Annotated in this window: 20 protein-coding genes; 16 read left to right on the forward strand and 4 right to left on the reverse strand. The window is 45.5% G+C overall.

The features are described 5' to 3' along the window. Positions 1 to 923 precede the first annotated feature (923 nt). Both trhO and ASD40_RS31690 read right to left on the reverse strand, forming a co-directional pair. On the reverse strand, positions 924 to 1,829 hold the full coding sequence (trhO, locus tag ASD40_RS31685; RefSeq protein ID WP_057307140.1) for an oxygen-dependent tRNA uridine(34) hydroxylase TrhO: 906 nt from the start codon (positions 1,827 to 1,829) through the stop codon (positions 924 to 926). A gap of 84 nt (positions 1,830 to 1,913) precedes the next feature. Beyond that, positions 1,914 to 5,669, reverse strand: a complete 3,756-nt coding sequence (locus ASD40_RS31690) for a response regulator (protein WP_057307141.1) — start codon at positions 5,667 to 5,669, stop codon at positions 1,914 to 1,916. Positions 5,670 to 5,830: 161 nt separating this feature from the next. On the opposite strand from ASD40_RS31690, the gene ASD40_RS31695 reads away from it, so the two are divergent. The 10 genes from ASD40_RS31695 (at position 5,831) to ASD40_RS31740 (ending at position 15,684) form a co-directional block, all read left to right on the forward strand. Then, positions 5,831 to 6,532, forward strand: coding sequence for an MCP four helix bundle domain-containing protein (locus tag ASD40_RS31695; RefSeq protein WP_057307142.1), 702 nt, complete (start codon positions 5,831 to 5,833; stop codon positions 6,530 to 6,532). Then, a complete protein-coding gene (locus ASD40_RS31700; protein WP_057307143.1) occupies positions 6,510 to 6,746 on the forward strand; it encodes a HAMP domain-containing protein in 237 nt (78 codons plus the stop codon). Before ASD40_RS31695 ends, ASD40_RS31700 begins: the two co-directional genes overlap by 23 nt. Positions 6,747 to 6,760: 14 nt before the next feature. Continuing rightward, entirely contained in the window at positions 6,761 to 7,519 is a 759-nt protein-coding gene (locus ASD40_RS31705; protein ID WP_057307144.1) for a methyl-accepting chemotaxis protein, read from the forward strand. A 106-nt stretch (positions 7,520 to 7,625) separates the two neighbouring features. Next, positions 7,626 to 8,759 (forward strand): stalk domain-containing protein, encoded by a 1,134-nt coding sequence (locus ASD40_RS31710; protein WP_057307145.1) that lies wholly within the window; start codon positions 7,626 to 7,628, stop codon positions 8,757 to 8,759. Positions 8,760 to 9,341: 582 nt separating this feature from the next. Continuing rightward, positions 9,342 to 9,662 (forward strand): SPW repeat domain-containing protein, encoded by a 321-nt coding sequence (locus ASD40_RS31715; RefSeq protein ID WP_057307146.1) that lies wholly within the window; start codon positions 9,342 to 9,344, stop codon positions 9,660 to 9,662. Positions 9,663 to 9,752: 90 nt separating this feature from the next. Continuing rightward, a complete protein-coding gene (locus ASD40_RS31720; RefSeq protein WP_057307147.1) occupies positions 9,753 to 11,843 on the forward strand; it encodes a class I SAM-dependent methyltransferase in 2,091 nt (696 codons plus the stop codon). Positions 11,844 to 11,950: 107 nt separating this feature from the next. After that, a complete protein-coding gene (locus ASD40_RS31725) occupies positions 11,951 to 12,724 on the forward strand; it encodes an NUDIX domain-containing protein (RefSeq protein WP_057307148.1) in 774 nt (257 codons plus the stop codon). Positions 12,725 to 12,793: 69 nt separating this feature from the next. Further along, positions 12,794 to 13,333 carry a cysteine hydrolase family protein gene (locus ASD40_RS31730; RefSeq protein WP_057307149.1) on the forward strand — a complete coding sequence of 180 codons (540 nt, stop codon included), beginning with the start codon at positions 12,794 to 12,796 and terminating at the stop codon, positions 13,331 to 13,333. Between the two features lie 27 nt (positions 13,334 to 13,360). Continuing rightward, positions 13,361 to 14,236 (forward strand): ammonia-dependent NAD(+) synthetase, encoded by an 876-nt coding sequence (nadE, locus tag ASD40_RS31735; protein ID WP_442952753.1) that lies wholly within the window; start codon positions 13,361 to 13,363, stop codon positions 14,234 to 14,236. A gap of 5 nt (positions 14,237 to 14,241) precedes the next feature. Then, on the forward strand, positions 14,242 to 15,684 hold the full coding sequence (locus ASD40_RS31740) for a nicotinate phosphoribosyltransferase (RefSeq protein WP_057307446.1): 1,443 nt from the start codon (positions 14,242 to 14,244) through the stop codon (positions 15,682 to 15,684). 33 nt (positions 15,685 to 15,717) lie between these two features. Here the strand turns inward: ASD40_RS31740 and ASD40_RS31745 are convergent, their stop codons facing one another. Continuing rightward, positions 15,718 to 16,512, reverse strand: a complete 795-nt coding sequence (locus ASD40_RS31745; protein WP_057307151.1) for a hypothetical protein — start codon at positions 16,510 to 16,512, stop codon at positions 15,718 to 15,720. A gap of 133 nt (positions 16,513 to 16,645) precedes the next feature. After that, positions 16,646 to 17,983 carry a hypothetical protein gene (locus ASD40_RS31750; protein ID WP_057307152.1) on the reverse strand — a complete coding sequence of 446 codons (1,338 nt, stop codon included), beginning with the start codon at positions 17,981 to 17,983 and terminating at the stop codon, positions 16,646 to 16,648. A 222-nt stretch (positions 17,984 to 18,205) separates the two neighbouring features. Between ASD40_RS31750 and ASD40_RS31755 the strand changes: the two genes are divergently transcribed. The 6 genes from ASD40_RS31755 to ASD40_RS31780 all read left to right on the forward strand — a co-directional run bounded on the left by ASD40_RS31755 (position 18,206) and on the right by ASD40_RS31780 (position 24,243). Beyond that, positions 18,206 to 19,249 (forward strand): BMP family lipoprotein, encoded by a 1,044-nt coding sequence (locus tag ASD40_RS31755; protein WP_057307153.1) that lies wholly within the window; start codon positions 18,206 to 18,208, stop codon positions 19,247 to 19,249. A gap of 94 nt (positions 19,250 to 19,343) precedes the next feature. Continuing rightward, the gene (locus tag ASD40_RS31760) at positions 19,344 to 20,843 is read left to right on the forward strand and encodes an ABC transporter ATP-binding protein (RefSeq protein WP_057307154.1); all 1,500 of its coding nucleotides are present in this window, start codon (positions 19,344 to 19,346) and stop codon (positions 20,841 to 20,843) included. After that, positions 20,836 to 21,903 (forward strand): ABC transporter permease, encoded by a 1,068-nt coding sequence (locus ASD40_RS31765; RefSeq protein ID WP_057307155.1) that lies wholly within the window; start codon positions 20,836 to 20,838, stop codon positions 21,901 to 21,903. The genes ASD40_RS31760 and ASD40_RS31765 overlap by 8 nt, the downstream gene beginning before the upstream one ends. Positions 21,904 to 21,931: 28 nt before the next feature. Next, entirely contained in the window at positions 21,932 to 22,810 is an 879-nt protein-coding gene (locus ASD40_RS31770) for an ABC transporter permease (RefSeq protein ID WP_082562622.1), read from the forward strand. A gap of 25 nt (positions 22,811 to 22,835) precedes the next feature. Continuing rightward, positions 22,836 to 23,513, forward strand: a complete 678-nt coding sequence (locus tag ASD40_RS31775) for a sulfite oxidase-like oxidoreductase (protein ID WP_057307157.1) — start codon at positions 22,836 to 22,838, stop codon at positions 23,511 to 23,513. A gap of 1 nt (position 23,514) precedes the next feature. Continuing rightward, positions 23,515 to 24,243, forward strand: coding sequence for a nucleoside phosphorylase (locus ASD40_RS31780; RefSeq protein WP_057307158.1), 729 nt, complete (start codon positions 23,515 to 23,517; stop codon positions 24,241 to 24,243). Positions 24,244 to 24,399 lie beyond the last annotated feature (156 nt).

Here is a 24,399-nt window from a genome sequence, read left to right on the forward strand (position 1 = left end):
CGTTCCAATAGCCACTTTCATCGCAAATAGAAGCCTCCAAAGGCTCTTATTTCTCTGAGTAGCAAACTTTTCACCATTTCAACGACGAATAGAAGCCCCTAAAGGCTCTTATTCCGCTCGAATAGCCACTTTCGTCGCAAATAGAAGCTCCCAAAGGCTCCTATTTCTCTGAGTAGCAAGCTTTTTCACCGTTTCAGCGACAAATAAGAGCCCCTAAAGGCTCTTATTCTGCTCCATTAGCCACTTTCTTCGCAAATAAAAGCTTCCAAAGGCTCTTATTTCTCTGAGTAGCAAACTTTTCACCATTTCAACGACAAATAAGAGCCCCTAAAGGCTCTTATTCCGCTCCATTAGCCACTTTCATCGCAAATAGAAGCTCCCAAAGGCTCTTATTTCTCTAAGTAGCAAGCTTTTCACCATTTCAACGACAAATAAGAGCCCCTAAAGGCTCTTATTCCGCTCCATTAGCCACTTTCATCGCAAATAGAAGCTCCCATAGGCTCTTATTTCTTTGAGTAGCAAGCTTTTCACCCTATCAACGACAAATAAGAGCCCCCAAAGGCTCTTATTCCGCTCCATTAGCCACTTTCATCGCAAATAGAAGCTCTCAAAGTCTCTTATTTCTCTGAGTAGCAAACTTTTCACCATTTCAACGAATAAGAGCCCCTAAAGGCTCTTATTCCACTCCAATAGCCACTTTCTTCGCAAATAGTAGCTCTCAAAGTCTCTGATGTGTCTCAATTCCGGAACAAAACAACAAAATAGCGAATCGAAGTTCTTCCTGTACTCGAATTTAGGCGTTTTCGGCAAAATAGCGTACTCACGTTCCGCAAAAGCTGCTTCTCCCCCTGGTAGGTCGCTGTAACTTTGCACCTAAACAAATAACCCAAGGCAGCGCCTTAGGTTATTTGTTATCGATATGCTTAAGCCTCAAGCGTACTCATCGTTTTCTCTTCGCATTCCTTAGAACAGAAGCTATTATGCTTCTCTTCACAGGCTTCACAGCAGATATGCTTCAAGTGGCAAGCATCGTTGGCGCAGTTGATGTAGCGATCTTCAGCTGTTCCGCAGTGATAGCATTTACCTACGACGATATCTTCGTCTGTACGATTGATGGGGACTGAAATCCGCTCGTCGAAGACGTAGCATTTGCCATCGAATAAGCGGCCTTGAACATCTTCATCTTTCCCGTAGCTCACAATACCGCCATCCAGCTGATAAACCTCTTTGAAGCCTTCCTGTAAGAGGAATCCTGACAGCTTCTCACAGCGGATACCGCCGGTGCAATACGTGAGAATGGGTTTGTCCTTATATTCCTGGAGATTATTGCGAATCCATTCCGGGAATTCCTTCGTAGTCTCAACCTCTGGACGAATAGCGCCTCGGAAATGTCCGATATCGTACTCGTAATGGTTGCGTCCATCAAGGACGATGACATCTTCATGCTGGAGCTTCTCGTAGAATTCCTTCGGCTTCAGATGTGTGCCGGTTAGTTCGTTCGGATTCACGTCTTCTTCAAGTCGGAAAGTGACGAGTTCCTTTTTAGGACGAACAAATAACTTTTTGAAAGCATGCTGTTCACTTTCATCTATCTTGTAGATCATGTCTTTGAACAGCGGCATTTGACGCATCATCGCCATGTAAGCTTCGGTTTGCTCGACCGTTCCTGAAAGCGTCCCGTTAATGCCTTCGGGAGCGATAAGGATACGGCCTTTAATTCCGAGCTTTTTGCAATAAGCCAAATGTTCCTGTGCCAACGCTTCGTGATCTATTACAGTAACGAATTTATAATACAACAAAATGCGATATGGAGCGCCTTCTACTGTCATGATTAACTTAACCACCTATACGTATAAATTGCATGCTCAATCAGAAAAAGCATAAGCATATAGTGACATAAATCAGTGCATTTTTCAATCTAACAGCAATTTTTGGATGGAATGAAAAACTTCCTCCAGAGCTATGGCAACCGATTGAAGTTGGTTCTGGATCATGCTGGCATTTGATTCGTCGGGCCCAGCATGATGTTCTAACATTTCTTCTAGGGCAGTTGCCGCGGCGAATACCCGATTGGCTGACAGGTTGCTAGAAGAGCCGCGGAGTGCATGCAGCTGATTTATGGCTTCGGCATAGTCCCCTTTCTGAATCGCAAGGGTTAATTGCGCAACAATAGGAGCGGATTGACTATGAAATTTTCGCAGCATTTCGTGATAGATCTCGGTTTTTCCGCTAAGCCGTCCGAGTGCTTCTTCTATATCAAGTCCTGGGACAGCCATCCTATTCTTCTCGCTAAGAACAGCATCGACGGCTGCGAACAATCGGCTAGGAATGATAGGCTTGGAGATCACTTCGTTCATACCAGCGCGAATACAATCTAAACGCTTCTCCAAAGTAGAGTCCGCGGTTAAAGCAATAATAGGAATATGCATCCATTTAGGCTCAAGACGAATTCGTTTGGTTGTCTCAATGCCGTCCAGAACGGGCATATGGATATCCATTAGAATCAAGTCATAATCATTATTCTCTAAGTCATTTAATGCTTCGAAACCGTTGGAAGCCAATTGAACGTCACAATTCAACCTGCTTTCCAGCAGCGAACGAGCGACAGTCTGATTAATTTCGTTGTCTTCGACTAGCAGAATACGTTGAAATTTTGTCATTGTTTCCGCTGTTTGTGTGAAGTCTGTCGTAGATATGAGCTCCTTCTCGGCATGGGTGCCTGTTAGTGTTTGTAACGTTTGGTACAGTACGATCCGTGAGATCGGTTTGACCAGAATGGCATGCGGAGCCGATGGTGCAGGCAACTGCTCCAGGGCATCTCTGCCCGATAAGGTTGTGTAAATAATCGTTAAAATGTTCATTCGATTGCAGGCTTCAAGCATGCCCAGCCATACTTCCTCTCCGTACATATCAACAGCTTCCATATCAAGCAGGATCACATCTACGGGAATAACATCAATGGCATTCCTTGCTTCTTTCCAAGAATAAACGCCGGCCGCTTCTGTACACATGGATTGAAGGGTATGAGCAAGCACTTGGTTCAAACCAGGGTGATCTTCCACAATTAATGCGCGCAGCGGGAGGACTGCCTGAGACTTCATAGGTTGCAAGGACAACGAGAAAGGCAAGCTAATCCGGAATTCACTGCCGAGCTCTGGTTGGCTTGACACCTCGATGGTGCCGCCCATATTCTCAATGATGTTCTTGGAGATAACAAGACCGAGTCCCGTTCCTCCAAATTTCCGACTCGTTACTTCATCTACCTGAACAAATGGCTGGAAAAGCTTGGATAGGTGCTCTTCATCCATCCCGATGCCTGTATCGCTGACAGTAAAGCCAATTCTGACTTCTTCCTCACGGAGCTGTTCCACGTTAACACGCAGCATGACTGTTCCTTGCTCAGTAAATTTTATCGCATTGCTAGTTAGATTCAGCAAGACTTGATACATGCGTAGTGAATCCCCAATGAGTCCAAGCGGCACATTGTCATGGATATCACAAATAAAATCAACCGGCTTGTGGCCAAGCAGTACGCTAAGGGTTTCACAAACACGGTCAATGGTCTCATCCAACTGGAACGCATGATGTTCAATAGCTAGCTTGTCCACCTCGAGCTTCGAGAAGTCCAGAATGTCATTAATAATATTGGATAGGGACACCGAGGATCTCACTATTTTGCTTATATAATCCCTCTGAAGCGGTGACATGTGCGTTCGCTCCATCAAGTAGGAAAGTCCGACGATGCCATTTAAAGGTGTCCGAATTTCATGACTCATACGAGCCAGGAAAATTCCTTTAGCCAAATTGGCTTCATCCGCTTCTTGTTTCGCTCGAATGAGCTCCTCTTTGGAATGTACTTGGTCCGTAATATCTCGCGTAATGGCTGAGAAATATCGCTCTCCTTTGTCTGCGGGGAAGTGGGGCACGATGATAACGGAAATGAATATTTGCCGTTGTTCCTTCGTTAGGACCTCTGCTTCAAATTCCCAGAATCCTTCCCGAATAGCTGTGTTCAGACCCTCTTCAAAATTGATGTCATTCTGGATATCTACGTACTCACTGAAATGTTTGCCAACGGTTTGCTGTTTATCTAATCCAACGGTGCTCTTGCATGCTTGATTCATATAAAAAATAAAGCCTTTCTCATCAAATGAGAGAATGGAATCACGTGCGCTTTCTACAATCGTTAACAGCCTCTCCCTAAACTCATTGCTCTCCTTAATATCACTAATGTCTCGAGCGATGAATACGAACCCTTTCAGCTCGCCATTCGGATTTGTAATGCTGCTGACACTAACCTGAACGAAGAAACGAGTGCCATCTTTGTGATGCCAAATCCATTCAGAATCCTCTTTAAGGTGACGTAATGAACGAATCACGAGAGCTGTACAATCAGCTGGCACATATTCCCCAAGCTCTGATGAGTATTGCGCGGCTCTTTCTATCAGTTGTTCTTCATCCAACCACAGAAGGGGCGTTGCTTTCTTGTGAACTTCTGCTAAAGAATAGCCAAGAAGCTGTACAGCTCTACTGTTGAGATGATTAACGATAAAGGAAGGATCTGTCACGATCATGGCATATTGATTGTGATGAATAAAAGCTTCGAACGGCTCGAATAGTTCACGTAAGTTTTCTATCATGCCATTCACAGAATGGGCAAGAGCACCAAGCTCATCCTTGCTTTTGAAAATAAGCGGTTTTATGTAGAAATTACCCGCAGCGACGGATTCTGTGACATGGAGAATTTGCTTGATGCGTTTAATAATCAGTGTATTAGCGGTTAAGTAAATAAGGATAAAAATGACCACGGCCGTCATCACAATTAATCCGATGGTCGACCAAAGTAAGGGGCTCGTGGGAGCCTCGAATGCTGAAAGGGGCACGGAATAAGCGAGATACCAGTCTAATTTAGGTACACGCGCATAGAACCACCGAGCTTTTTGGCCACCGTTAAAAGATTCATCCAGAAAGCCTTCGTTCGTCTGCAGCGCATTTTGAAAGGCTGGCACAAGTGAAGGGTATTCGGTGAAAATATTAAGGTTCAAAATTAAAGGTGTATCGGTATGATACAGAACGAGTCCCTCATGATTCACGATAAGTATTTCGCCCTTCTCCAAAGGGGTATGAAGATGCTCGAAAAAGGTTTGTTCCGCATCAAGAGAGATGTTTATGATACTCGTCACTTCGTTTTTCTCATTGAAGACTGGTGCAGTAATAGAAATGATGTATTTGCCGGTTAATTTACCGATTTCAGGATCAGAGATGAATGTTTTCCCATTTAGAGCCTCTTGGAATCTTCGTTCCCCTGTTATATAAAGCGTTTGCCCGGAAGTAAGAGTCAAGTAGCCATTGAGATCTATAATTCCCATGGAATGATAGCGATTAGCGCCTGTTTTTAATTCTTGGGTCAAAAATTGGAGCCGCTCCTCAAGTGTCCCGTGCTTCATAACATCTACACGACTAATTAGCTCCACTTCTGCCAAACGAATGGATAAGAAATCGTATAAATTTTGTGCGGAATTGGTAACGGAAGTTATCGATTGCTCTTTCATTTGATGAATCAGTTTATCTTTCGAGAGCCGATAATTTGTAATCCCTACAACTGTTAAGGAAATACAAGTGATAAGAACAAGCAATGAGACAAGTTTGAAACGTAAAGATGATGACATGAGCAACCTCCGTGAAGTTTAAAACTGTTAGCAAATCTAACAGTTTCACAATGAATGTAAGGTAAGAAATTTAATGAATAAAATTATGATGATTGCAGTAGATGAATTGAGTATACATCATAGTTGGGTCATTCATTCATTATTTGGGGGGAATTGGTAACATGCGACTTACAGTGCGAACAAAAATGGTTGTGGTATTCACAATCATCTTTCTGATGATTGGAGGTTTAAGCTGGATAGATATGAGTCGAATGGGCGCGTTGAAGGACAATACGAAAAAGCTTGCTGAAAATTGGATGATGGGCATTCAAATTATTGAAGAGATTCACTATAACTCAGATCATATATTAGCAATCTACTATCAGAAGAAGCTAGAGCCAGATGTTAAAAAGCATGAGCCACTCGATGCTGGCATGGCAGCATCAATCGCGAGTATTGATAAATTGTTAGCGGATTATAAGGAATCCCTCGCTGGGGAAGAGGATGCCAATTACTTTAACGAGCTAAATAAGAATTGGGAAGATTTCAAAGCTGCTTTTATGAAAAATAAACAGATTGCCGCTGATCCTAATAAAGTAAAGGAAGCTGCAGAAAGCCTTCAGGTGATGGCAACCACTTTTGGAAAAGCGCAAAAAACGATGGCGGATATGGTTGTGTTTAATCAAGAGGGAGGAAGAAAAGCGGAGCTGGAAAGCTTAAATGTATACAAATCAAGTGTGAACACATCTCTTATCGTTCTTAGTGTCATCATTGCATTCATGCTAATTACTTGCTACATACTTGTTAGAAACATTTCCTCCCCTGTTCGTAAAGCATCACAATCCTTAAATCGGATAGCGAATGACTATTCTAGTAAAAAATAAGGACGAGATTGGCGATTTAGTCGGTTCTGTTAATCAAATGGTTAACCATTTGCGTAAGTCTGTAGAGCAAATGATGCAAGCCTCGAATAGCGTAGCAGCATCGTCTCAGCAGTTGTTTGCAAGCTCCGAGCAGAATACATCTGCCTCGCAGCGGTTGCAGAAGCTGTTCAGGATTTCGCAACTGGAGCTGATAAACAAGCCCAAAGTTCGATAGAATGCAGCAGAGCGATGGAAGAAATGGCTGTAGGTATTCAACGGATTGCAGAAACAACATCGGATGTATCTGATTTATCGATTTCTGCAACGCAGATTGCTGAGCAAGGGACCCATTCGATGGAGCGGGTGGTTAACAAGATGCAGGCAGTGAGTCATTCTGTGGATGCTGCGAACAAAGTCATCAATGAGCTGGAAAAACATACCCAGAGCATCGGTCAAATCTCGACGTTGATTGGAAATATTGCTTCGCAAACCAATCTTCTTGCCTTGAATGCAGCGATTGAGGCTGCACGTGCAGGAGAGAGCGGCAAAGGTTTTGCTGTTGTAGCCGGTGAAGTTCGGAAGTTAGCGTCTCAGACGGATGATTCTGTACGTGGTATATTTGAGCTCATTTCGAACATTCAAAGAGATTCTGCTCGTGCCGCTCTAGTTATGAATACGGGGTTGTCAGACGTAGAGGAAGGTCTTAAAGAGGTAGAGATCGCAGAGTTAGCATTCGGTAAGATCGTCAATGCATCGCAAGAAGTTGCCAGCAAGATTCAAGAAACCGCTGCGGCGGCTCAGCAAATGGCTGCAAGCTCGGAAGAGGTTTCGGCAACCGTAGCTAGTGTAGGCTCTGTTGCGCAGCAAACTTCGGGGACTGCTCAGTCAGTAGCGGCTGCAACGGAAGAGCAGTTAGCGTCCACGAAAGAGATTACAGCTTCTGCTGAAAGCCTTGCTGGAATTGCTCAAGATTTGCATCAAGTAGTGAGTTCATTCCGAATTTCATAAAAGAATGTTGAAGTTCAGACTTTCTGGAACGTTGGTGCGTCTTGTTATCGTGAAGGTTAATTCAACCGAAAGATACTCACGATAACGAATGAGGAGTGAACATGAAATGAAAAAAAATCCTTTTAACATGTTGAAACTTGGTGTAGTCGGATGTGCATTGCTGTTAGGAGTTAGTGGTGCCGTATTCCCATTAACAGGTATGGCATCAGCGGAAGCAGTTACCATAGTTCCAATACTTTCACCAGTTGCAGCTGAGTCAACTTCACCAGTTCAAATGAAAGAAGTAGATCTCACATCTAAAACGCAGGATCTAAAAACCAATATTAAAGTGCCGCAGCTTTCAGGTATGTTGGATACGAAATATCAAGAGCAAACGAATGACTTCATTTTATCCCAAGCAAACAAAGATTTGGCGAATTGGGAGAAAGAGGCTGCGGAAGCCGCTGCTGATGCAAAAACGAATGGTTTCACATATCGCCCCTACGAGCTGACGATTAATTATGTATTGAAATCGGATGGTTCGAGCAATCCGGCGGGTGTTATCTCGCTTGAAGTTACAACATATGCAGCTACAGGTGGTACAGGTATGCCGCGAGTTGATACGTATAATGTGCTAAATCGCGAACAAGGGCAGCGTGTTTCTTTGCAGGATCTGCTTGGAGATAACTTCAAAGAGAATGTAAATGCCGGAATTCAGGCCAAAATCAATGAAAAACCTGAGAATTATTTCAAAGATGCATTTAAAGGCATCAGTGAAGAGCAAACCTTTTATGTGGAAAAAGGCGAAGCGGTCATTGTATTCCCGAAATATTCGATTGCGCCAGGCTCCACAGGCACTCCGGAATTCCGTTTTAACTTGCCTGAGAAATGGCATATGACACCTAAACCCGTTGCCCCTATCCCGGTAGAGAAAATGAAGCTTGATTTAGCGGCAAGCGACAGCCTAACCAATGCCGAAGGCGTGAATCTGCTGCCCTTACGCAAAGTGGCTGAAGGACTTGGCTACGAAGTGAAGTGGAATCAAGAGACATACGCTGCCGAATTGAATAAGGGTGCTGGGTGGACGAGTGTTACTGTGGGTCGAGACAGCTATTTCTATGCGAAAATGGCTCCGGTTACGCTAGGGACAGCTCCAGTTATTCTGAACGACATGTTATATGTACCTTTGAAATTCGTAACGGACATCCTGCGTGCGAATGTGAAAACGGGCGATGCAGGCGCCATTCATATCGAACAATAAGACATTTGAGTCCGTCGATTCATTCATTCATTCATTCATTAATTAATTAATTCATTCATCCATTCAAGTTCTGCATGGAATGTCTTAAATCGGAATCAATCGGCACATATGTTCACTTAACAGTTCATGGATGATTGAATCCAAATTCTTTTGTTTAATGTTGTTGTAAAAAGTGCAACAATTGTTGCCTAGAAACCGCCTCTCACCGTTCTTTGTTGCATTATGTACAACAATTCTGCCCGATACAGGCGATTTTGCAACAAATGAGCTCGAATTGTTGTACGAAATACAACTCCAAGTTGGAATAGCCTATTGGCTTACAAATTGTTGCAGAAATTACAACATTGTAAACCTCAACCTCAATACCGTAACTCATCAGAAAACAGCTCAATGACCCTAAAATCACCTTTTAGAGTCATGCCTACAGTGTCAAGGAAGCATCATGAATCAATCGAAAGTCCTCATTTAGCAACATTAGCCTCTAGCTGCCTATTTATTTGGGTGAGCTGGAGGCTTTTCCATTTCACCATACTGAAAGCGTTTGCATATACTATCTCGTAAAATAGGAGGTGGCAGTAGACGATGTATTTGAAAAACTTATTGTCCGCTTGTATGGGCCTTTGGTTTCTGGTGAGTCCCTGGGTGTTCGGCTTTGAAGCTCATACGAATGCACTTTATACCTGCGCGCTGCTAGGCAGCTTACAATTCGTGGCATCTCTGATGGCCCTAGGGAAAACCGGTAAAAAAGTTTGGCAAAATTGGCTTTGTTTTATTATTGGTGCTGTTTTTATTGTCGTTCCCAACGTATATCATTTGGATTTAATGGCCTTTTTTTCATTTGTCGTGTTGGGCTTTATGACCATACTGGTCAATTACGCCAATCTATATGCCGATCATCAATGAAGTAGTCGAATGCGGAAACGTGAGATTGCCACGAGGTTAGTTTATACTAGTCATATAGTGATAGGTAGGATGGGAGGATCATATACCGGCATGTTAAGTTCATTAGAATTAATAAAAAGGTATCGGGCAGGGGAAACAAATGCCGCAGACCAACCTAAATGGTTAACCTATATCGTTTCGGCGGAGGAGCGCATCGTTAACTTCGAGCGGATTCAGTCGATCCAGGAGCTGGCACAGGCGAACCCTGTGCTTGATTATGTTGAGCGGACATTACAAATTTTGGACGGGCTAGCGTTGTCCTTTTGGAAGAAAGATTTACTAGAAGAGGTGTTGAGCTGGTCTGAAGTAGCGAAAGGCGGGACTTCAAGAGACCGTTTCATGTGGCAAGAAGCAGGTATTCATCTTTACGTCCATAACCTTGGTTCGGCCCAGCTGTACAAGCTCGATAAAGGAAATCCAAGCGAGAAGTCAACTGTCATACATACGTTAATCTACACTCATGGGCTAATTGGTCAAACCATCCGTGGCGAAGTACCGCTTAAAGAACATACACCGTTAATTCGTTTGATGATGGATAACTTGCTTTCAGCTGATGAATTAAGAGACTTGCTCTTGCCGCTGAATCAATGCATTATTGCAGGTGTTTCAGAAGAACTCTGGCAATCCGTTCGTAATGAAGTTGAGACAATGATTGAGCAGATCGTTTCCGATTCTTTGGAAAAAGAGCCTGCCATAAAGGATCGCCTTGCCAGACTGCGGGGAAACACGATTCAAAAAGGAGAAAATTTCGATGCCGAGTATGGGAAGCTGCTGAACGAAGTTCCATTAGATGCATTAACGGCATTTTTGGATGGTAGAACGCTGTGGTTCGTAGAAGCGGCCCTGCAAGAATTTTCTTTGGAGCAGTTGGTGAAAGTATTTCTGATTATCCAGGGTGGTCAAGAGGATTCCATTCAGCACATTAGCTTCGAACCTTTGATGAATACGATGTATTACGATTACAAGGGCAGCAAAAAGGTAAACGTGTATAAGAAGAGGATGATTGAGAAGTATTTGGGTGAGCTTTCTTGGAAGGATTTGATGAGGGATCCGTTGGAATTATCGCAAAAGTTCAAACCCGATGGTAAGTGGGGCAATGCCCATTTGAAGCACCTCATTGATCGAAAGCTGCAGCTCCCGGACACGATATTCTTTACCTTCCAATTTTCCCCTGCTGCTGAGAAACTGATTGATTTTTGTGTAGAAGCAGAGAAATCTCCTCTATATGAAAAGGCGGTTCTGCTACTGTTCGATCTGTTCGAATTGCGCAGAGATGCTTATGATCGGTTTCATAACGAGGAAGAGTACTTAGCCACGATGAACCAAACGGCTGACTATAAGAAGCTGATGCTTGATTACGTTGTAGGGAAGCGGGTTGTCGATATTGGACCTGGCGGCGGGGTTATGCTGGATCTCATTGAGCAGTATTTGCCGGACAAGCATCCGATTGGGATCGACATTTCGTCGAATGTCATTGAAGCGCTGGAACGCAAAAAGCAGCTGGAGGGGCATCGGTGGGACGTTATGAAGGGGGATGCACTTAATCTCAAACAGTATGTAGAGCCGGGCTCAATCGACACGGTTATTTTCTCTTCGATCCTGCACGAATTATATTCTTACATACCCTTTGGCGGAAAGAAATTCAACCATGCTACGGTTGCTGCAGCGCTGCGAAGCGCTTTTGATGTTCTCGCACCCGGAGGACGAATCGTTATCCGCGATGGTATTATGACGGAGCCTGCTGAGCAGAAACGGACCATTCAATTTCTGCAAGATGGGGCGATGGCTTGGCTGCAGCGGTATGCGAAGGATTTCGCAGGGCGAACGATTCAGTATGAGGTCGTAGCTAAGGATGAGGTCATCATGCCCGTGAATGATGCGATGGAATTCCTTTATACATATACGTGGGGAGAAGAAGCTTATGTGCATGAAGTACAGGAGCAATTCGGGTACTTTACTCCGAGCGAGTTTACTGCGTTCATCTTGGATACATTAGGTAATGAGGCCAAAATTGTGGAGAGCAAACACTTTCTACAGGAAGGGTATACGGACGCGTTGGCGGATAAAGTAAGGATCATGGATCAAGATGGAAACGTGGTTCCGCTGCCGGATAGCACGTGTTTGATTGTGATAGAGAAGTAAGCAGCAGACCGGCCGATGAATGCCTATTGCAAAAGAATTTTAATTATGTCATAATGAAATTATCAAATTGACAATATGAAAAGAAATGTGATTAAGCAGGTGATCAAATGAATATCCCAATAGAGAATGAAAGCAACTATCAAGCGAGTAAATATCGCACACCGGACGGCGCGCCTACGGATATCGTCATTTTTACAATTACCTCAGAAGGAAAAGGATCAGTGAAGAAGTCACTTCCTACTCGGGAGCTGCAAGTGTTATTGATTCAAAGAAAGCAATGGCCGTTCGAAGGCCAGTGGGCACTTCCTGGGGGCTTCTCGATGGAAACTGAAACGATCCAAGAGTGCGCACGGCGTGAGCTAACGGAGGAGACGGGTGTTTCGGACGTACACATTGAATATTTCAATGTGTATAGTACGCCGCAGCGCGATCCTCGGGGGTGGATGATCTCGCATGCGTTCTTCGCACTCGTGCACGAGCGCCATCTCGAGAAACGTCAAGCCGCTGATGATGCAGCTGATGTTCGCCTTTTCCCTATCGATGAGGCGCTGGCGATGGATCTCGCTTTTGACCATGAAATCATAATGAAAGATGCTCTTACTCAAATTCAGCAGAAGATGCTGACGACGACGATTGCCAGAGAGTTCCTGTCCGAAGAATTCACGATGAGTGAGCTGTATCAAGTCATTCAAACGGTCGTTCCGACGTTCAAGGAACGGAATTTCATTCGTAAAATTACTTCGACCCAGAGTCGTAAAGGGATAATCGAAGAGGTACTGGATCATAACGGACAGGGCAAAATGTCTAACCGTTACTCCCAACGAGCCGCTCAGTTGTACCGATTTACTGATTATGTGCCTCAGCTGTCTATTTACAGCTAGGCCTCTCTTTTCTATTTTGATATTGTCTTAATAATAATATCAAATATACAATGTGAAGGAGTGTTTAGGATGAGAGCTCTTATTATCATTGATTATACGGTGGATTTTGTTGTTGGGAAGCTTCCTTGCGGGGAACCAGGCGTTGCGATTGAAGCGAGAATTTGTGAAATTACAGAGCAATTTTTGGCCCAGCAGGACTTTGTGGTTATGGCTGTTGATCTCCACGACGAACAAGATCCTTTCCATCCAGAGACGAAGTTGTTTCCTCCACATAATATTCGCGGCACGGCGGGGCGCGATTTATATGGCAGATTGAAAACTGTACATGAGCATAATAACAGCGAGATTTATTGGATGGACAAAACAAGATACAGCGCCTTCTGCGGCACCGAGTTGGAGCTTAAGTTAAGGGCAAGAGGAATTCATGAGCTGCATTTGGTTGGCGTTTGTACGGATATTTGTGTCCTTCATACAGCGGTGGATGCTTACAACAAAGGCTACGAAATTATTGTTCATGAGGATGCAGTCGCTAGTTTTAATCAAACGGGCCATGAATGGGCCTTGCAGCATTTTCAAGGTACACTTGGGGCGAAAGTCGTTCGAGGTTAAAGTGGTAGCTGAGTTGGGTGCAAAGGTATGAATCGGACAGAAATCACGGAGAATGAGGAGATGGTGAATATGCGGAATCTTAAGCAAGAAGCGATTCAAGCTTCATTATTTGTGCAGGGGAACATTGACGTGACTTACGAAATCGATCGCCGAGTAAAATTCCTCAAGGCGTATCTGGTTCATACAGGATCCAAAGGCTACGTGCTTGGGCTGTCTGGAGGTCAAGACTCCACATTAACAGGCAAGCTGGCCCAAATAGCTATCGATGAGCTAAATGCCGAAGGCGGCACTGAAAGCTTTCAATTCATGGCTGTAAGGCTGCCTTACGGTATCCAGAAAGATGAAGATGATGCACAGGCAGCAATTCAGTTTATTCAACCTAGCCGTGTTGTTACGGTCAACATACAACCGGCAGTAGACGCGTCCGTACGGCAATTTGCCGAAGCTACAGGAGAAGTCTTGAGTGATTTTCACAAAGGGAATGTGAAGGCTCGCGAGCGTATGAAGGTGCAGTATGATTTGGCCGCGCACCATCAATTGCTTGTTTTGGGGACGGATCATGCGGCTGAGGCGATTACCGGATTTTTCACGAAACATGGAGATGGTGCATGCGATGTGGCTCCGATCTATGGCCTTAATAAGCGGCAAGGCAAGCTGCTGCTCGAGCGCTTGGGATGCCCAGAACATTTGTATTTGAAAAAGCCTACGGCAGATTTGGAAGATTTAAAACCAGGTCTTCCGGATGAAGAAGCGTTGGGACTCACTTACGATCAGTTGGATGACTACTTAGAAGGAAGCCCCCTACTCGCTTCTGCCGTACAGAAGATTGAGGAGCGCTACGCTGTTACTGAACATAAACGCAGGGGTCCAGTAACATGCTATGACAATTGGTGGAAAGGATGAATCCTATGAAATACGACAACTTGACGCTGCACACAGATAAATACCAAATTAATATGATGTACGCGCATTGGCTGCAGGGCACTTATCAGCAGAAGGCTGTTTTCGAAGTATACTTCCGTAAGCTGCCTTTCGGGAGCGGATATGCGGTCTTCGCTGGTTTAGAGCGGGTGATTCAGTACATTCAAAATCTGCATTTTGGCGATGAGGAGATCGCCTACTTGCGAACACAGGAAGAGAATTATCGGGAAGATTTCCTGGAGGCGCTTCGCGCATTTAAGTTTGGTGGAGACTTGCAAGCTGTACCGGAAGGTACACTTGTCTTCCCGAATGAGCCGCTCGTACGTGTAGTAGCGAGCATGTTCGAGGCGCAGCTGGTTGAGACGGCGATTCTCAACTTCGTGAACTACCAGACGCTTATCGCGACGAAAGCTTCGCGGATCAAACAAGTTGCTCCGCGCGATGTGCTGCTGGAGTTCGGCACAAGACGCGCCCAAGAGGCTGACGCCGCGATCTGGGGCGCAAGAGCGGCCTATGTCGCAGGGTTTCATGCGACATCCAATCTCAGAGCCGGGATGCTGTTCGGCATCCCGACCAAAGGCACGCACGCTCACGCATGGGTGCAGGCCCACGACACGGAAGAAGAAGCCTTCCGTGCTTATGCTGAGGCGCTGCCTGAGCAAGTGACGCTGCTCGTCGATACGTACGATACGCTGCGCAGCGGCGTACCGAACGCGATCAAGACGGCGCGTCTGCTGCAGAGCCGCGGCAAGAGCTTGAACGCCATTCGCCTGGATAGCGGCGATTTGGCTTATTTATCCCAGCAGGCTAGGCGCATGCTGGATGAAGCGGGCTTTCCCGAGGTGAAGATCGTCGCATCGAATGATCTGGATGAGAACATCATCGAGGGGCTGAAAGCCCAAGATGCGAAGATCGACGTCTGGGGTGTTGGCACCCAGCTCATTACTGCTGCGGATCAACCCGCGCTAGGCGGGGTTTACAAGCTGGTGGCCCGTGAGAAGAATGGCGAATTCGTGCCGGTCATTAAGATCTCGGGCAATCCTGAGAAAGTAACCAATCCCGGCTTCAAGGAAGCCTACCGGATCATAAACAAGAAGACAGGCAAAGCGGAAGCCGACTATTTGGCTCTTCAGCATGAAGTCGATATCAAGAAGGGTGAACGAATCAAGCTGTTCGACCCCATCCACCCTTATATCTACAAATATATTGATGACTATGAAGCAATTCCACTGCTCCACCCCATCTTTCTCCAAGGGAAGCTTGTCTATGAAGAGCCCGCATTGGATGAAATTCGTGATTATCATGCGCAGCAAATGCAGTCTGTTTGGCCGCAGTATTTGCGTAAGCTTAATCCGGAAGTTTATCGTGTGAATTTAAGCGCGGCATTATGGAAGCTGAAGATGGATTTGATTCATGAGCATCAAGGGTAGCTATCGCACATCTAGGTGGTCTGCCCCTTTCGTTCAATTCAACAACGCGATCATCTGATACACCTCGCGATGATCGCCGGGGAGCAAGTAATTGGCGACTTTGAGCTGGGAGGAACCATCGCCGTCCAGGAACAGCCCATCCACCAGCTGTCCATTTCCAACCTGATCTTGCACGGCTGTGCGGAACTGCTCCCCGGTGCATGGCGTTGGAGCCACGACTAGGTAAACGTTGTTATTCCTGTCGTAGACGATACCTGATCGCATGCGCTTCTCGTTAATGAGGGGCATCTCTTCCGCTATCGCTTGCTCCGCCCATCCGTCTGGATTCGTAAGTCCCATGCTCACGCCTCCCTGCGCCCAATAATGAGCGCGATCCATCACCTTCAGCTCGTCCGCATGTTCAACGACTTGAATGGTGAAGGTTTGAGCCTTTTCATCCCATACGAGCGTTCCCCGCTTGCGGTCAATATTAAACCAGCCAGAGCCGTAATCGCCGGCTTCCCCTTTGACGGGACGATCATTAATGACAGCGATGCTAAGGAGATAGCCCTGCCAGAAAAAACCGCCATTAATCCCATTTTCCTGCCTTTCAGTCACATTGCCTGTAATTGCCTTCAGCCCTATGTTCTGTGGCGGAGTCCTAATACTATGGAGCGTAACGCCGTTGCTGGCTTGGTGGATGCTATATTCGGAAACAGGGAGGTTTGGCGGTGGTTTCACCGCTGCATGGGTTCCCCAGATGATAGTCCATATAAAACTAGTTATCATAATAAGGAGATAGATAAGAAGGTAAGCTGCATTCATTTTTACAAGTCGTAACATGTACATGGGGCAACTACTCCTATTCTCTTAAATCAGATCCTTTCTATGAGTCTATGAAATTTAATTTCGAATTATGCTTGTAAATAAAAAAACAGTTGAGCGGGGGAATATAGATCCCGTGCAACTGTTTTTTTTTTGCTTATTTAAAATCGCCTAGCAAATAATTGTAGAAGGGTTCGTCCACCCAGAACTTATAGGAGTCGACGTTCAAGCTGGCATTGATTTTCTTTAGGCCAGTAACGACATCGTTAGATTTATCACTGAGCGAGAAGGACTGTGCATAATAATGGCCTTTACTAACTTTATTATTAGAAATTACTTTGTAGTCTTTCACATCGGTTAATGAATAGTAGAGTGGCTGCCACCAGGAAGAGTAAATAAGTCCTGTCTCGTCTTTACTGTTCTTTTTAGCATATTGGAAAATGACTTGCTGGAACTTGTTCTTTTGCTCGGCGTTATCGAATTCGAACTCAATGTCGTATTCCTTGGCGTAGGCAATGAAATTGCCATTCTCGATTTGGACGACTTGATAATCATCGGATTGTGTCGGCTCGCCCCATTCTTTCAAATAGATGAAGGCAGACGTTTTGGGCTCCAGCTGTACTTTCGCTTGAATGTTCTCGCTGCGCAGCAGTCCGATTAACTGAATCGCATGCGTAATGTCAGAATGTCCATAGGTGAGAGAAAGCTTAGGATCAAAGTTTGCGTCGAAACGAGAATCTTTCAAGTTATAGCCGGTAACTAGATTCTTTTTCAAGGCTTCATCGAAGACAGCACGCAATTCCGTTGATGAAATAAGATCCTCCGTACGCCAAGTATCGTTAATTTTGCGGAAAATATCATCATCGGAAGTCGTTCCAATATAGTGCTTGTATTGTCCTTGGAAAGTAAGAATCTTACCCAGCAGTTCATCCGCAAAGCTTTCGCCAGCCGCCGCATCCGCTTCGAAATCGGAGGAGACGAGGCCGGTATCAATAGCGGCGGCCAGTTCTTGGGCGGCTTGCAGCGTTAGTTGATTGTTTTGATCGTAGTCTATATGTACTTTAGCCAGAGCGGCTTTAATTTTATCCTTGGGATATGTATATGCGAGTTCCTTCAAGCCGGCGGCTTTTAAAGCGATGAAAGTTGCCTGCAGCTGGGTAAGCGTCTGATCACCTTGCAGCTTGCCTTCGGATAGAATGCCTTTTTCGTGCAGAGCAAGGGCTGCTTTGTAATAAGGGCTGTCCTTTTGCAAGTCTGTAAAGGCATTGGTTTGATCTTTCGCTTCCGCTTTCAAGATGCTGTTAACTGCGATAACGAAATCGCCTTTTGATATGGAGTCTGACAAGCTGATGGTATACTGGTTTTTCAAAAACTGTTTGTAAGCTACTGCAGAATCACTTGCTTCTGCGGCAGCGCTTAATGTGCTTACAGAGGCGAAGAGGACGGCTGTTAAAGCAGCTATTTGCAAAGATTTGCGGGATTTCAATGGTTTCATAAGAATAAAACACCTCCGAGTTTTTTTAATTCATATAGGAATAGTATGGTTTATTGAAATATATCAGTTAAGCCTATAGGTGTCAATAAATAATAGTTGTCGTTTTTATTCTTGACATGACCTATGGAATCTACTACTATCAGTCTTAGTTGAAAAGTCGCACTTTGTCGAATAGGATAAAAAAATCTTTGATAAAAACAGATCAAAAGGGGAGAGCCACACATGAAAAAAACGTTATTTTCTATTTTCGCCGTTACATTAATGCTGACTGGCTGCGGCACCGCTAAAAATGATACAGCAGCTCCGGCAGCTACGAAAGCTGCAGAAGCAACGAAAGCGCCTGAAACCAAATCATCCAAAAAAATCATTCTAATAACACCAGAAAAAATCGGTGTGAACCCTTTCTTTGCTCAAGAGGATGAAGGTGTTAAAAAAGCAGGTAAAGAATTTGGCGTTGATGTGAAAACAGTAGAATCTACGGATGCCAGCGCGATAGAGCAAAACCTGCGTGCTGCTGTTGCAGATAATTATGATCTTATTATTACCAGCTCCTTTGAATCCGAGGATGCTCTGAAAAAGGTAGCTGCTGAAAATCCAAAGAAATCTTTTGCAATTATTGATACCGTTGTTGATCTGCCGAACGTTAGAAGCGTAGTATTCCGTGAGCACGAGGCATCCTACTTGCTTGGTGCAGCTGCGGGTCTTGCAACTAAGAAAAATGTTGTCGGTATGGTAGCAGCACTTGATATTCCTTTGATCAAAAAGTTCACAGTCGGTTTCCAAGAAGGCTTGAAATCAACGAATCCGAATGCAAAATTCATCGTCAACTATGTAGGCAGCTTCACGGATCCAGCCAAAGCGAAAGAGCTGGCGTTGACGCAATTCTCTCAAGGAGCAGATTTCATCGCAGCCGCATCAGCTGTTGGCGATTTGGGCGTGTTCGAAGCGGCTAAGGAAAAAGGCTTCTACACATCTGGTCAAGATATCGACCGTACAGTGACAGATCCTGAGCACATCGTTCTCTCTCAATTGAAAGGTACAGACAGCGTTGCTTACCAAACTGTGAAAGATTTCGTGAATGGAACTTTTAAATTTGGCGCTATGGATTACGGCTTGAAAGAGGACGGAGTAGGTCTTACTTTTGTAACCAAAGAAAGCAAATCCAAACTAAGTCCATTTATTGGACAAGACGTTGTGACTAAAGTTAAAGCCATCAAAGACGATATCGTAGCTGGCAAAGTTACGGTTCCGAATCCTCTTAAATAGTAGTACGTCCTTACAATTATAATATGACCCTGGAAACTGTTTACGGCGACGTAGGCAGTTTCCGCATTTCTAGGAAAGGAGTGCGAAACCCGTTATGCTGCTTCAAATGAACCAAATTACCAAAACCTATGGAAGCTTGACAGCTAACTCCAACGTAGATTTTTCGCTGCGCGAAGGTGAAATTCATGCGTTAGTCGGCGAGAATGGGGCAGGTAAAACAACCTTAATGCGCATCCTTTACGGAATGGAACAGCCAACGTCGGGAACGATTATTTTACGAGGAAGAAAAATTCAGTTCGTGAATCCTACGGATGCTATTCGTCATGGCATCGGTATGGTGCATCAGCATTTCATGCTGTTTCCTTCATTTACGGTGGCTGAAAATATTGTCATCGGCAATGAACCGCAAGTCGGCATGAAGTTCGACCGAAAGAAAGCTGCCCTGCAAGTGAAGGCATTGTGTGACATGTACCGACTACCCATTGATCCACTCAGGAAAGTGGCTGACCTTCCGCTAGGATTACAACAGCGTGTTGAGATTTTGAAGGTGCTCTATCAAGGTGCGGATATCATTATTTTGGATGAGCCTACTGGTGTTTTGACTCCGCTGGAAGCGAAGGAACTGCTTGTCATTATGAAGAGCTTAGCGAGCCAGGGTAAAAGCTTCATTGTTATCACACACAAATTACATGAGGTCATGGAAGTTGCGGACCGAGTTACGGTGCTTCGAGACGGTAAAATCAGAGGGACAGTAGATACATCGGCAACTAACGCTGAAGAACTTTCTAGATTAATGGTAGGAAGAGAACTGGTGCAAACGAGCAAAAGTGCCGCAAGACTTGGTGAAACGGTTCTCGAAGTGAAAGAGATTACCATACAAGGCAAGAAAGGTAAGCCCGTACTGAGCCGTGTCAGTTTTGAGGTGAAGGCTGGCGAGATCTTAGGTGTCGCCGGTATTTCCGGTAACGGACAGTCTGAGCTAATCCAAAGCATTACAGGACTCCAATCGATTGATCAGGGTCACATTCGTCTGATGGGCAAGGATATTACAGGCTGTTTGGTTCGTGAGATCAGAGAAAGCGGGCTTTCGCATATTCCTGAGGATCGTTACCAATGGGGGGCTGCCAAGGAAGGCAACGTACTTGAAAACGGTACTATGGGGCATCACAGAACGCATCGGCGTAACGGATTATTGCAAGGCAAGTCACTGCGAAATATGGTTGACGGATTCATTCAGCAATTTCAGATTAAAACAGGTTCCCAGGATACGAAAGTCAAATTTCTATCTGGAGGCAATCTTCAAAAACTGATTGTGGCCAGGGAAATTGCCCAAAAACAACCGTTCCTTATCGCTGCCGAACCCACGCGTGGCGTTGATGTTGGAGCGATGGAAGTGATCCACGATGAGCTGTTGAAAAAACGAGATGAGCAGGGTGCAATTCTATTGGTATCTTCGGAATTGACGGAGATTCTTAAGCTTTCTGATCGCATTATCGTGATGTATGAAGGGCGAATTGCGGGAGAGCTGTCAGCACAGCACGCGACTGAGGAGCAAATCAGCCTGTTGATGGCAGGAGGTAATTCCCATGCTTAATTGGAAAGGAAACATTGGCGCGCTGCTGCAGCCGCTTATTGCGGTATGTATCGGTTTGTTGGGCGGGGCCATCGCCATCGTTTTGATTGGAGGCTCCATTTCGGACACATACGCACAAATGTGGAAAGGCGCTTTCGGCAATTTTTACTTTTTTACAAATACGTTGACGCGAGCGACACCGCTTATTTTAGTTGGATTAGGCGTTTCAATAGCCTTCCGCGCCGGATTTTTCAACATGGGTTCTGAAGGTCAAATGATCCTTGGTGCTTTAACAAGCGCGATGATTGCGCTCTATTTTCCTGGACCTCCATTATTTAAATTATTTGCCGCGCTGCTAGGCGGTATTGCAGTCGGCGGTATATGGTCAGCCTTAGCTGGCTGGCTTGATGCGCGATTTAAAATGAATTTGATTGTCACCACACTCTTGCTCAATTATATTGCAGCTTTGTTTGCAGGCTATTTGGTTGCTTATCCGCTCAAGGATAAAACGGGATCTGCTGCACTAGCGCAAACGATGATGGTGGATAAAAGCGTATGGCTGCCCAAGCTTTTCCAAGGGATGAGCATGCATGCGGGCTTCATCATAGCCATTGTTTTTGCGGTTCTCTTATTTTTGTTTATTAAATATAGTGCTGCCGGTTACGAAATCCGTATGCTTGGTTACAATCCGTTGTTTGCCGCTTATGGGGGCGTTAACCGTGGTAAATTAATGCTCACGAGCATGTTCGCGAGTGGTGGTTTTGCTGGTCTTGCAGGCGCAGTCGAAGTGCTTGGCATGCAGTACCGCTATACGGACGGCATGATAACAAATCCGGGTTTCGCTTGGTCTGGCATTATGGCTACGCTGCTTTCGGGCGCACATCCGCTCGGTACGACTGTTGCCGCAGTTCTTCTGGCTGCACTCCAGACAGGCGGTATGGGTGTTGAACGTAACACGAGCATCCCACTCGAAATATCAAGTGTCATTCAGTCTCTCTTGATCTTGTTCGTCACGGCTAAGTTCAGTTATACCCTATGGAAACGCAGGAAAGGAGGAGGAAGCGGTGCAGCATCTTCTTGATGTTTCGTTATTTAATTCCATGATTCGGATGGTTGCTCCGATTCTCCTCGCTGCGCTCGGCGGTGCGATATGCTCAAGAGTGGGGTTGTTCAATGTTGGTTTGGAAGGCTTCGTGCTAGTAGGTGCGTTCTCTGCTATTGTAGGCAATCATTATTCCGGGAATGTGTACCTAGCAGTCTTGATTGCGATTGCGGTGACTATTGTTTTTTCACTCGCATTTGCGTATATTAGCATCCATTTGCAAGCGAACGTGATCGTCGTCGGTATTTCATTTAATTTTCTGGCGCTCGGCTTAACAGCGTTCTGCCTAAAAGCCATTTTCCATGTGAAAGGCGCCTTTTACGATAAAAATATGGTTGGGCTTCCGAAATGGAATATTCCCATTGTTCAAGACATACCTGTGATTGGCGGTATTATTTCGGGCCATTCCCCTCTTATTTACTTGGCCTTTGCACTTGTCTTTGGCTTGCAGTACTTTTTGTTTAAATCAGTCCTTGGTTTCCGCTTGCTGGCCGTTGGTGAGAACCCGGTTGCAGCGAAAAGTATAGGCATTAAAGTAGGCCGAATGCAGTATCTGGCCGTTTTAATTTGCGGCTTGCTTTGCGGATTGGCAGGGGCTCAGCTGTCACTCGGTCAAGTCACGATGTTTACCGAAGGCATGACGGCGGGCAGAGGCTTTATCGCACTGGTCGCAACGATGTTAGGACAAGCGAATCCGCTTGGCGTCATGGCATCGAGCCTCCTATTTGGACTGATGGATGCATTCAGTATCAGGCTGCAGGGCTTCTCGCTGCCGACTCATTTCACACAAATGCTTCCTTATATTGTGACGCTGCTGGCGATGCTCTTTTTTAGAAAGAGCAGTTATATGGCAGATGCTCAGAAAGCTAACGGAAGCTCGCGCTAGGTTGCAAAAAGGAGATAATGAACAGATGGCTAAAGCTAAAGACACCAAAGCTGATCGAATCAGAAAGATGAAGGTCGCCTCCTTAGGTGCGGTAATGTCAGACCGAGTCCCGCCTGGGCAGGTTCTGACAGACCGGTTTCCTATTTTGCATGAAGGAGAAGTACCGGAATACAACATGGCGGAATGGACATTGCGAGTGTTTGGCGAGGTCGAAGAGGACAAAGTTGTTACGTATGAACAATTGCTCACGATGCCACAAACGCAAGTCCTCTGCGATATTCACTGCGTAACCCGTTGGTCTAAGCTTGACACGGCCTGGGAAGGGATTCTATTTCGCGATTTTCTTCGCCTGCTGGAAATCAAGCCGCAAGGCAAGTTCGTCATGCTGCATGCCGACAACGATTATGAAACGAACGTCCCGCTCGAAGATCTGATGGGCGATCACGTTTTGTTGGCTTTGAAATATGATGGAAAGCCGCTGACTCCTAAACATGGTTGGCCTCTACGGCTGATTGTACCTCACCTTTATTTTTGGAAAAGTCCTAAATGGATCCGAGGCGTCGAATTTATGACGGCTGACCGCGAAGGCTTCTGGGAGCAAAACGGCTTCCATAATGTGGCCGATCCATTCCAAGAGCAGCGCTTCTCGGGGGAAGCGATTCCGATTCCAGAAGATGAATGGGAAAAGAAGGAGTTTGATTGACATGCTATTACCAATTTTACAGGTTCATTCAGAGGATTTATCACCGTATGCAATCGTATGCGGTGATCCTTTACGTGCGGAAGTCATAGCCAGCAAGCTTGATCATAGCAAAGAACTCGCCTTCAGCCGTGAATATCGCACGTTTGTTGGTGAATCACAAGAAGTTCCGATTACAGTTGTAAGTCATGGCGTCGGATCGCCAGGTGCAGCGGTTTGCTTCGAGGAACTGATCAAGGGCGGCGTAAAGACACTGATTCGCGTTGGCACAGCAGGCTCCTATTCGGCTGATGTGCCGCCAGGCAGCTTAGTCGTCAGTACGGCAGCTGTGAGGGAAGAGGGCTTAACCCGCCAACTCGTTCCGCATGGCTTCCCTGCAGTTGCTGACTTAGATGTCGTGCAAGCGTTGTACGAAGCCGCATCAGAGACCGATGGCCTTGTGCGCAAAGGGATTACTGTGACCCTGGATGCCTTCTTCCAAGGTGTCGAGGAATTTCCACACCGCAAGTATAAGCAAGCCGGTGCTCTTGCCGTTGAGATGGAAATCGCAGCGCTCTATGTCATTGCTTCATTGCGCGGTGTTCGTGCGGGTGCGATTGTTGCGCTGGACGGTTATGCCGATGCTGATTTGAGAGAAGTTTACAACCCTCATACCGATGTTGTCGCACAAGCGGTTGAACGTGAAATTCTGACGGCGATTCATGCCGTTATTAAACTGCACGCTAAGGCGTAGAGACAATGGGATGACCGATGGCGCAGTTGTTGCTTTAGAAGAGGCTGCCCTCAAAAGGCGTTTTTGGAAGTTATGCTCTTTGCCCGTTACTATAATGTGCTATGGTTTGCTTTGCTTCGGTAATCAGAAGTTATCGAGGGAACGTAGAGGCGTTAT

Source organism: Paenibacillus sp. Root444D2 (assembly GCF_001426375.1).
In the GTDB taxonomy this organism is placed as follows: domain Bacteria; phylum Bacillota; class Bacilli; order Paenibacillales; family NBRC-103111; genus Paenibacillus_E.

Excerpts from the sequence above, each read along its gene's own strand:
- trhO (WP_057307140.1), bottom strand. The coding sequence starts at position 1,829 with ATGACAGTAGAAGGCGCTCCATATCGCATTTTGTTGTATTATAAATTC.
- ASD40_RS31690 (WP_057307141.1), bottom strand. The coding sequence starts at position 5,669 with ATGTCATCATCTTTACGTTTCAAACTTGTCTCATTGCTTGTTCTTATC.
- ASD40_RS31695 (WP_057307142.1), top strand. The coding sequence starts at position 5,831 with ATGCGACTTACAGTGCGAACAAAAATGGTTGTGGTATTCACAATCATC.
- ASD40_RS31700 (WP_057307143.1), top strand. The coding sequence starts at position 6,510 with ATGACTATTCTAGTAAAAAATAAGGACGAGATTGGCGATTTAGTCGGT.
- ASD40_RS31705 (WP_057307144.1), top strand. The coding sequence starts at position 6,761 with ATGGAAGAAATGGCTGTAGGTATTCAACGGATTGCAGAAACAACATCG.
- ASD40_RS31710 (WP_057307145.1), top strand. The coding sequence starts at position 7,626 with ATGAAAAAAAATCCTTTTAACATGTTGAAACTTGGTGTAGTCGGATGT.
- ASD40_RS31715 (WP_057307146.1), top strand. The coding sequence starts at position 9,342 with ATGTATTTGAAAAACTTATTGTCCGCTTGTATGGGCCTTTGGTTTCTG.
- ASD40_RS31720 (WP_057307147.1), top strand. The coding sequence starts at position 9,753 with ATGTTAAGTTCATTAGAATTAATAAAAAGGTATCGGGCAGGGGAAACA.
- ASD40_RS31725 (WP_057307148.1), top strand. The coding sequence starts at position 11,951 with ATGAATATCCCAATAGAGAATGAAAGCAACTATCAAGCGAGTAAATAT.
- ASD40_RS31730 (WP_057307149.1), top strand. The coding sequence starts at position 12,794 with ATGAGAGCTCTTATTATCATTGATTATACGGTGGATTTTGTTGTTGGG.
- nadE (WP_442952753.1), top strand. The coding sequence starts at position 13,361 with ATGAATCGGACAGAAATCACGGAGAATGAGGAGATGGTGAATATGCGG.
- ASD40_RS31740 (WP_057307446.1), top strand. The coding sequence starts at position 14,242 with ATGAAATACGACAACTTGACGCTGCACACAGATAAATACCAAATTAAT.
- ASD40_RS31745 (WP_057307151.1), bottom strand. The coding sequence starts at position 16,512 with ATGTACATGTTACGACTTGTAAAAATGAATGCAGCTTACCTTCTTATC.
- ASD40_RS31750 (WP_057307152.1), bottom strand. The coding sequence starts at position 17,983 with ATGAAACCATTGAAATCCCGCAAATCTTTGCAAATAGCTGCTTTAACA.
- ASD40_RS31755 (WP_057307153.1), top strand. The coding sequence starts at position 18,206 with ATGAAAAAAACGTTATTTTCTATTTTCGCCGTTACATTAATGCTGACT.
- ASD40_RS31760 (WP_057307154.1), top strand. The coding sequence starts at position 19,344 with ATGCTGCTTCAAATGAACCAAATTACCAAAACCTATGGAAGCTTGACA.
- ASD40_RS31765 (WP_057307155.1), top strand. The coding sequence starts at position 20,836 with ATGCTTAATTGGAAAGGAAACATTGGCGCGCTGCTGCAGCCGCTTATT.
- ASD40_RS31770 (WP_082562622.1), top strand. The coding sequence starts at position 21,932 with ATGGTTGCTCCGATTCTCCTCGCTGCGCTCGGCGGTGCGATATGCTCA.
- ASD40_RS31775 (WP_057307157.1), top strand. The coding sequence starts at position 22,836 with ATGGCTAAAGCTAAAGACACCAAAGCTGATCGAATCAGAAAGATGAAG.
- ASD40_RS31780 (WP_057307158.1), top strand. The coding sequence starts at position 23,515 with ATGCTATTACCAATTTTACAGGTTCATTCAGAGGATTTATCACCGTAT.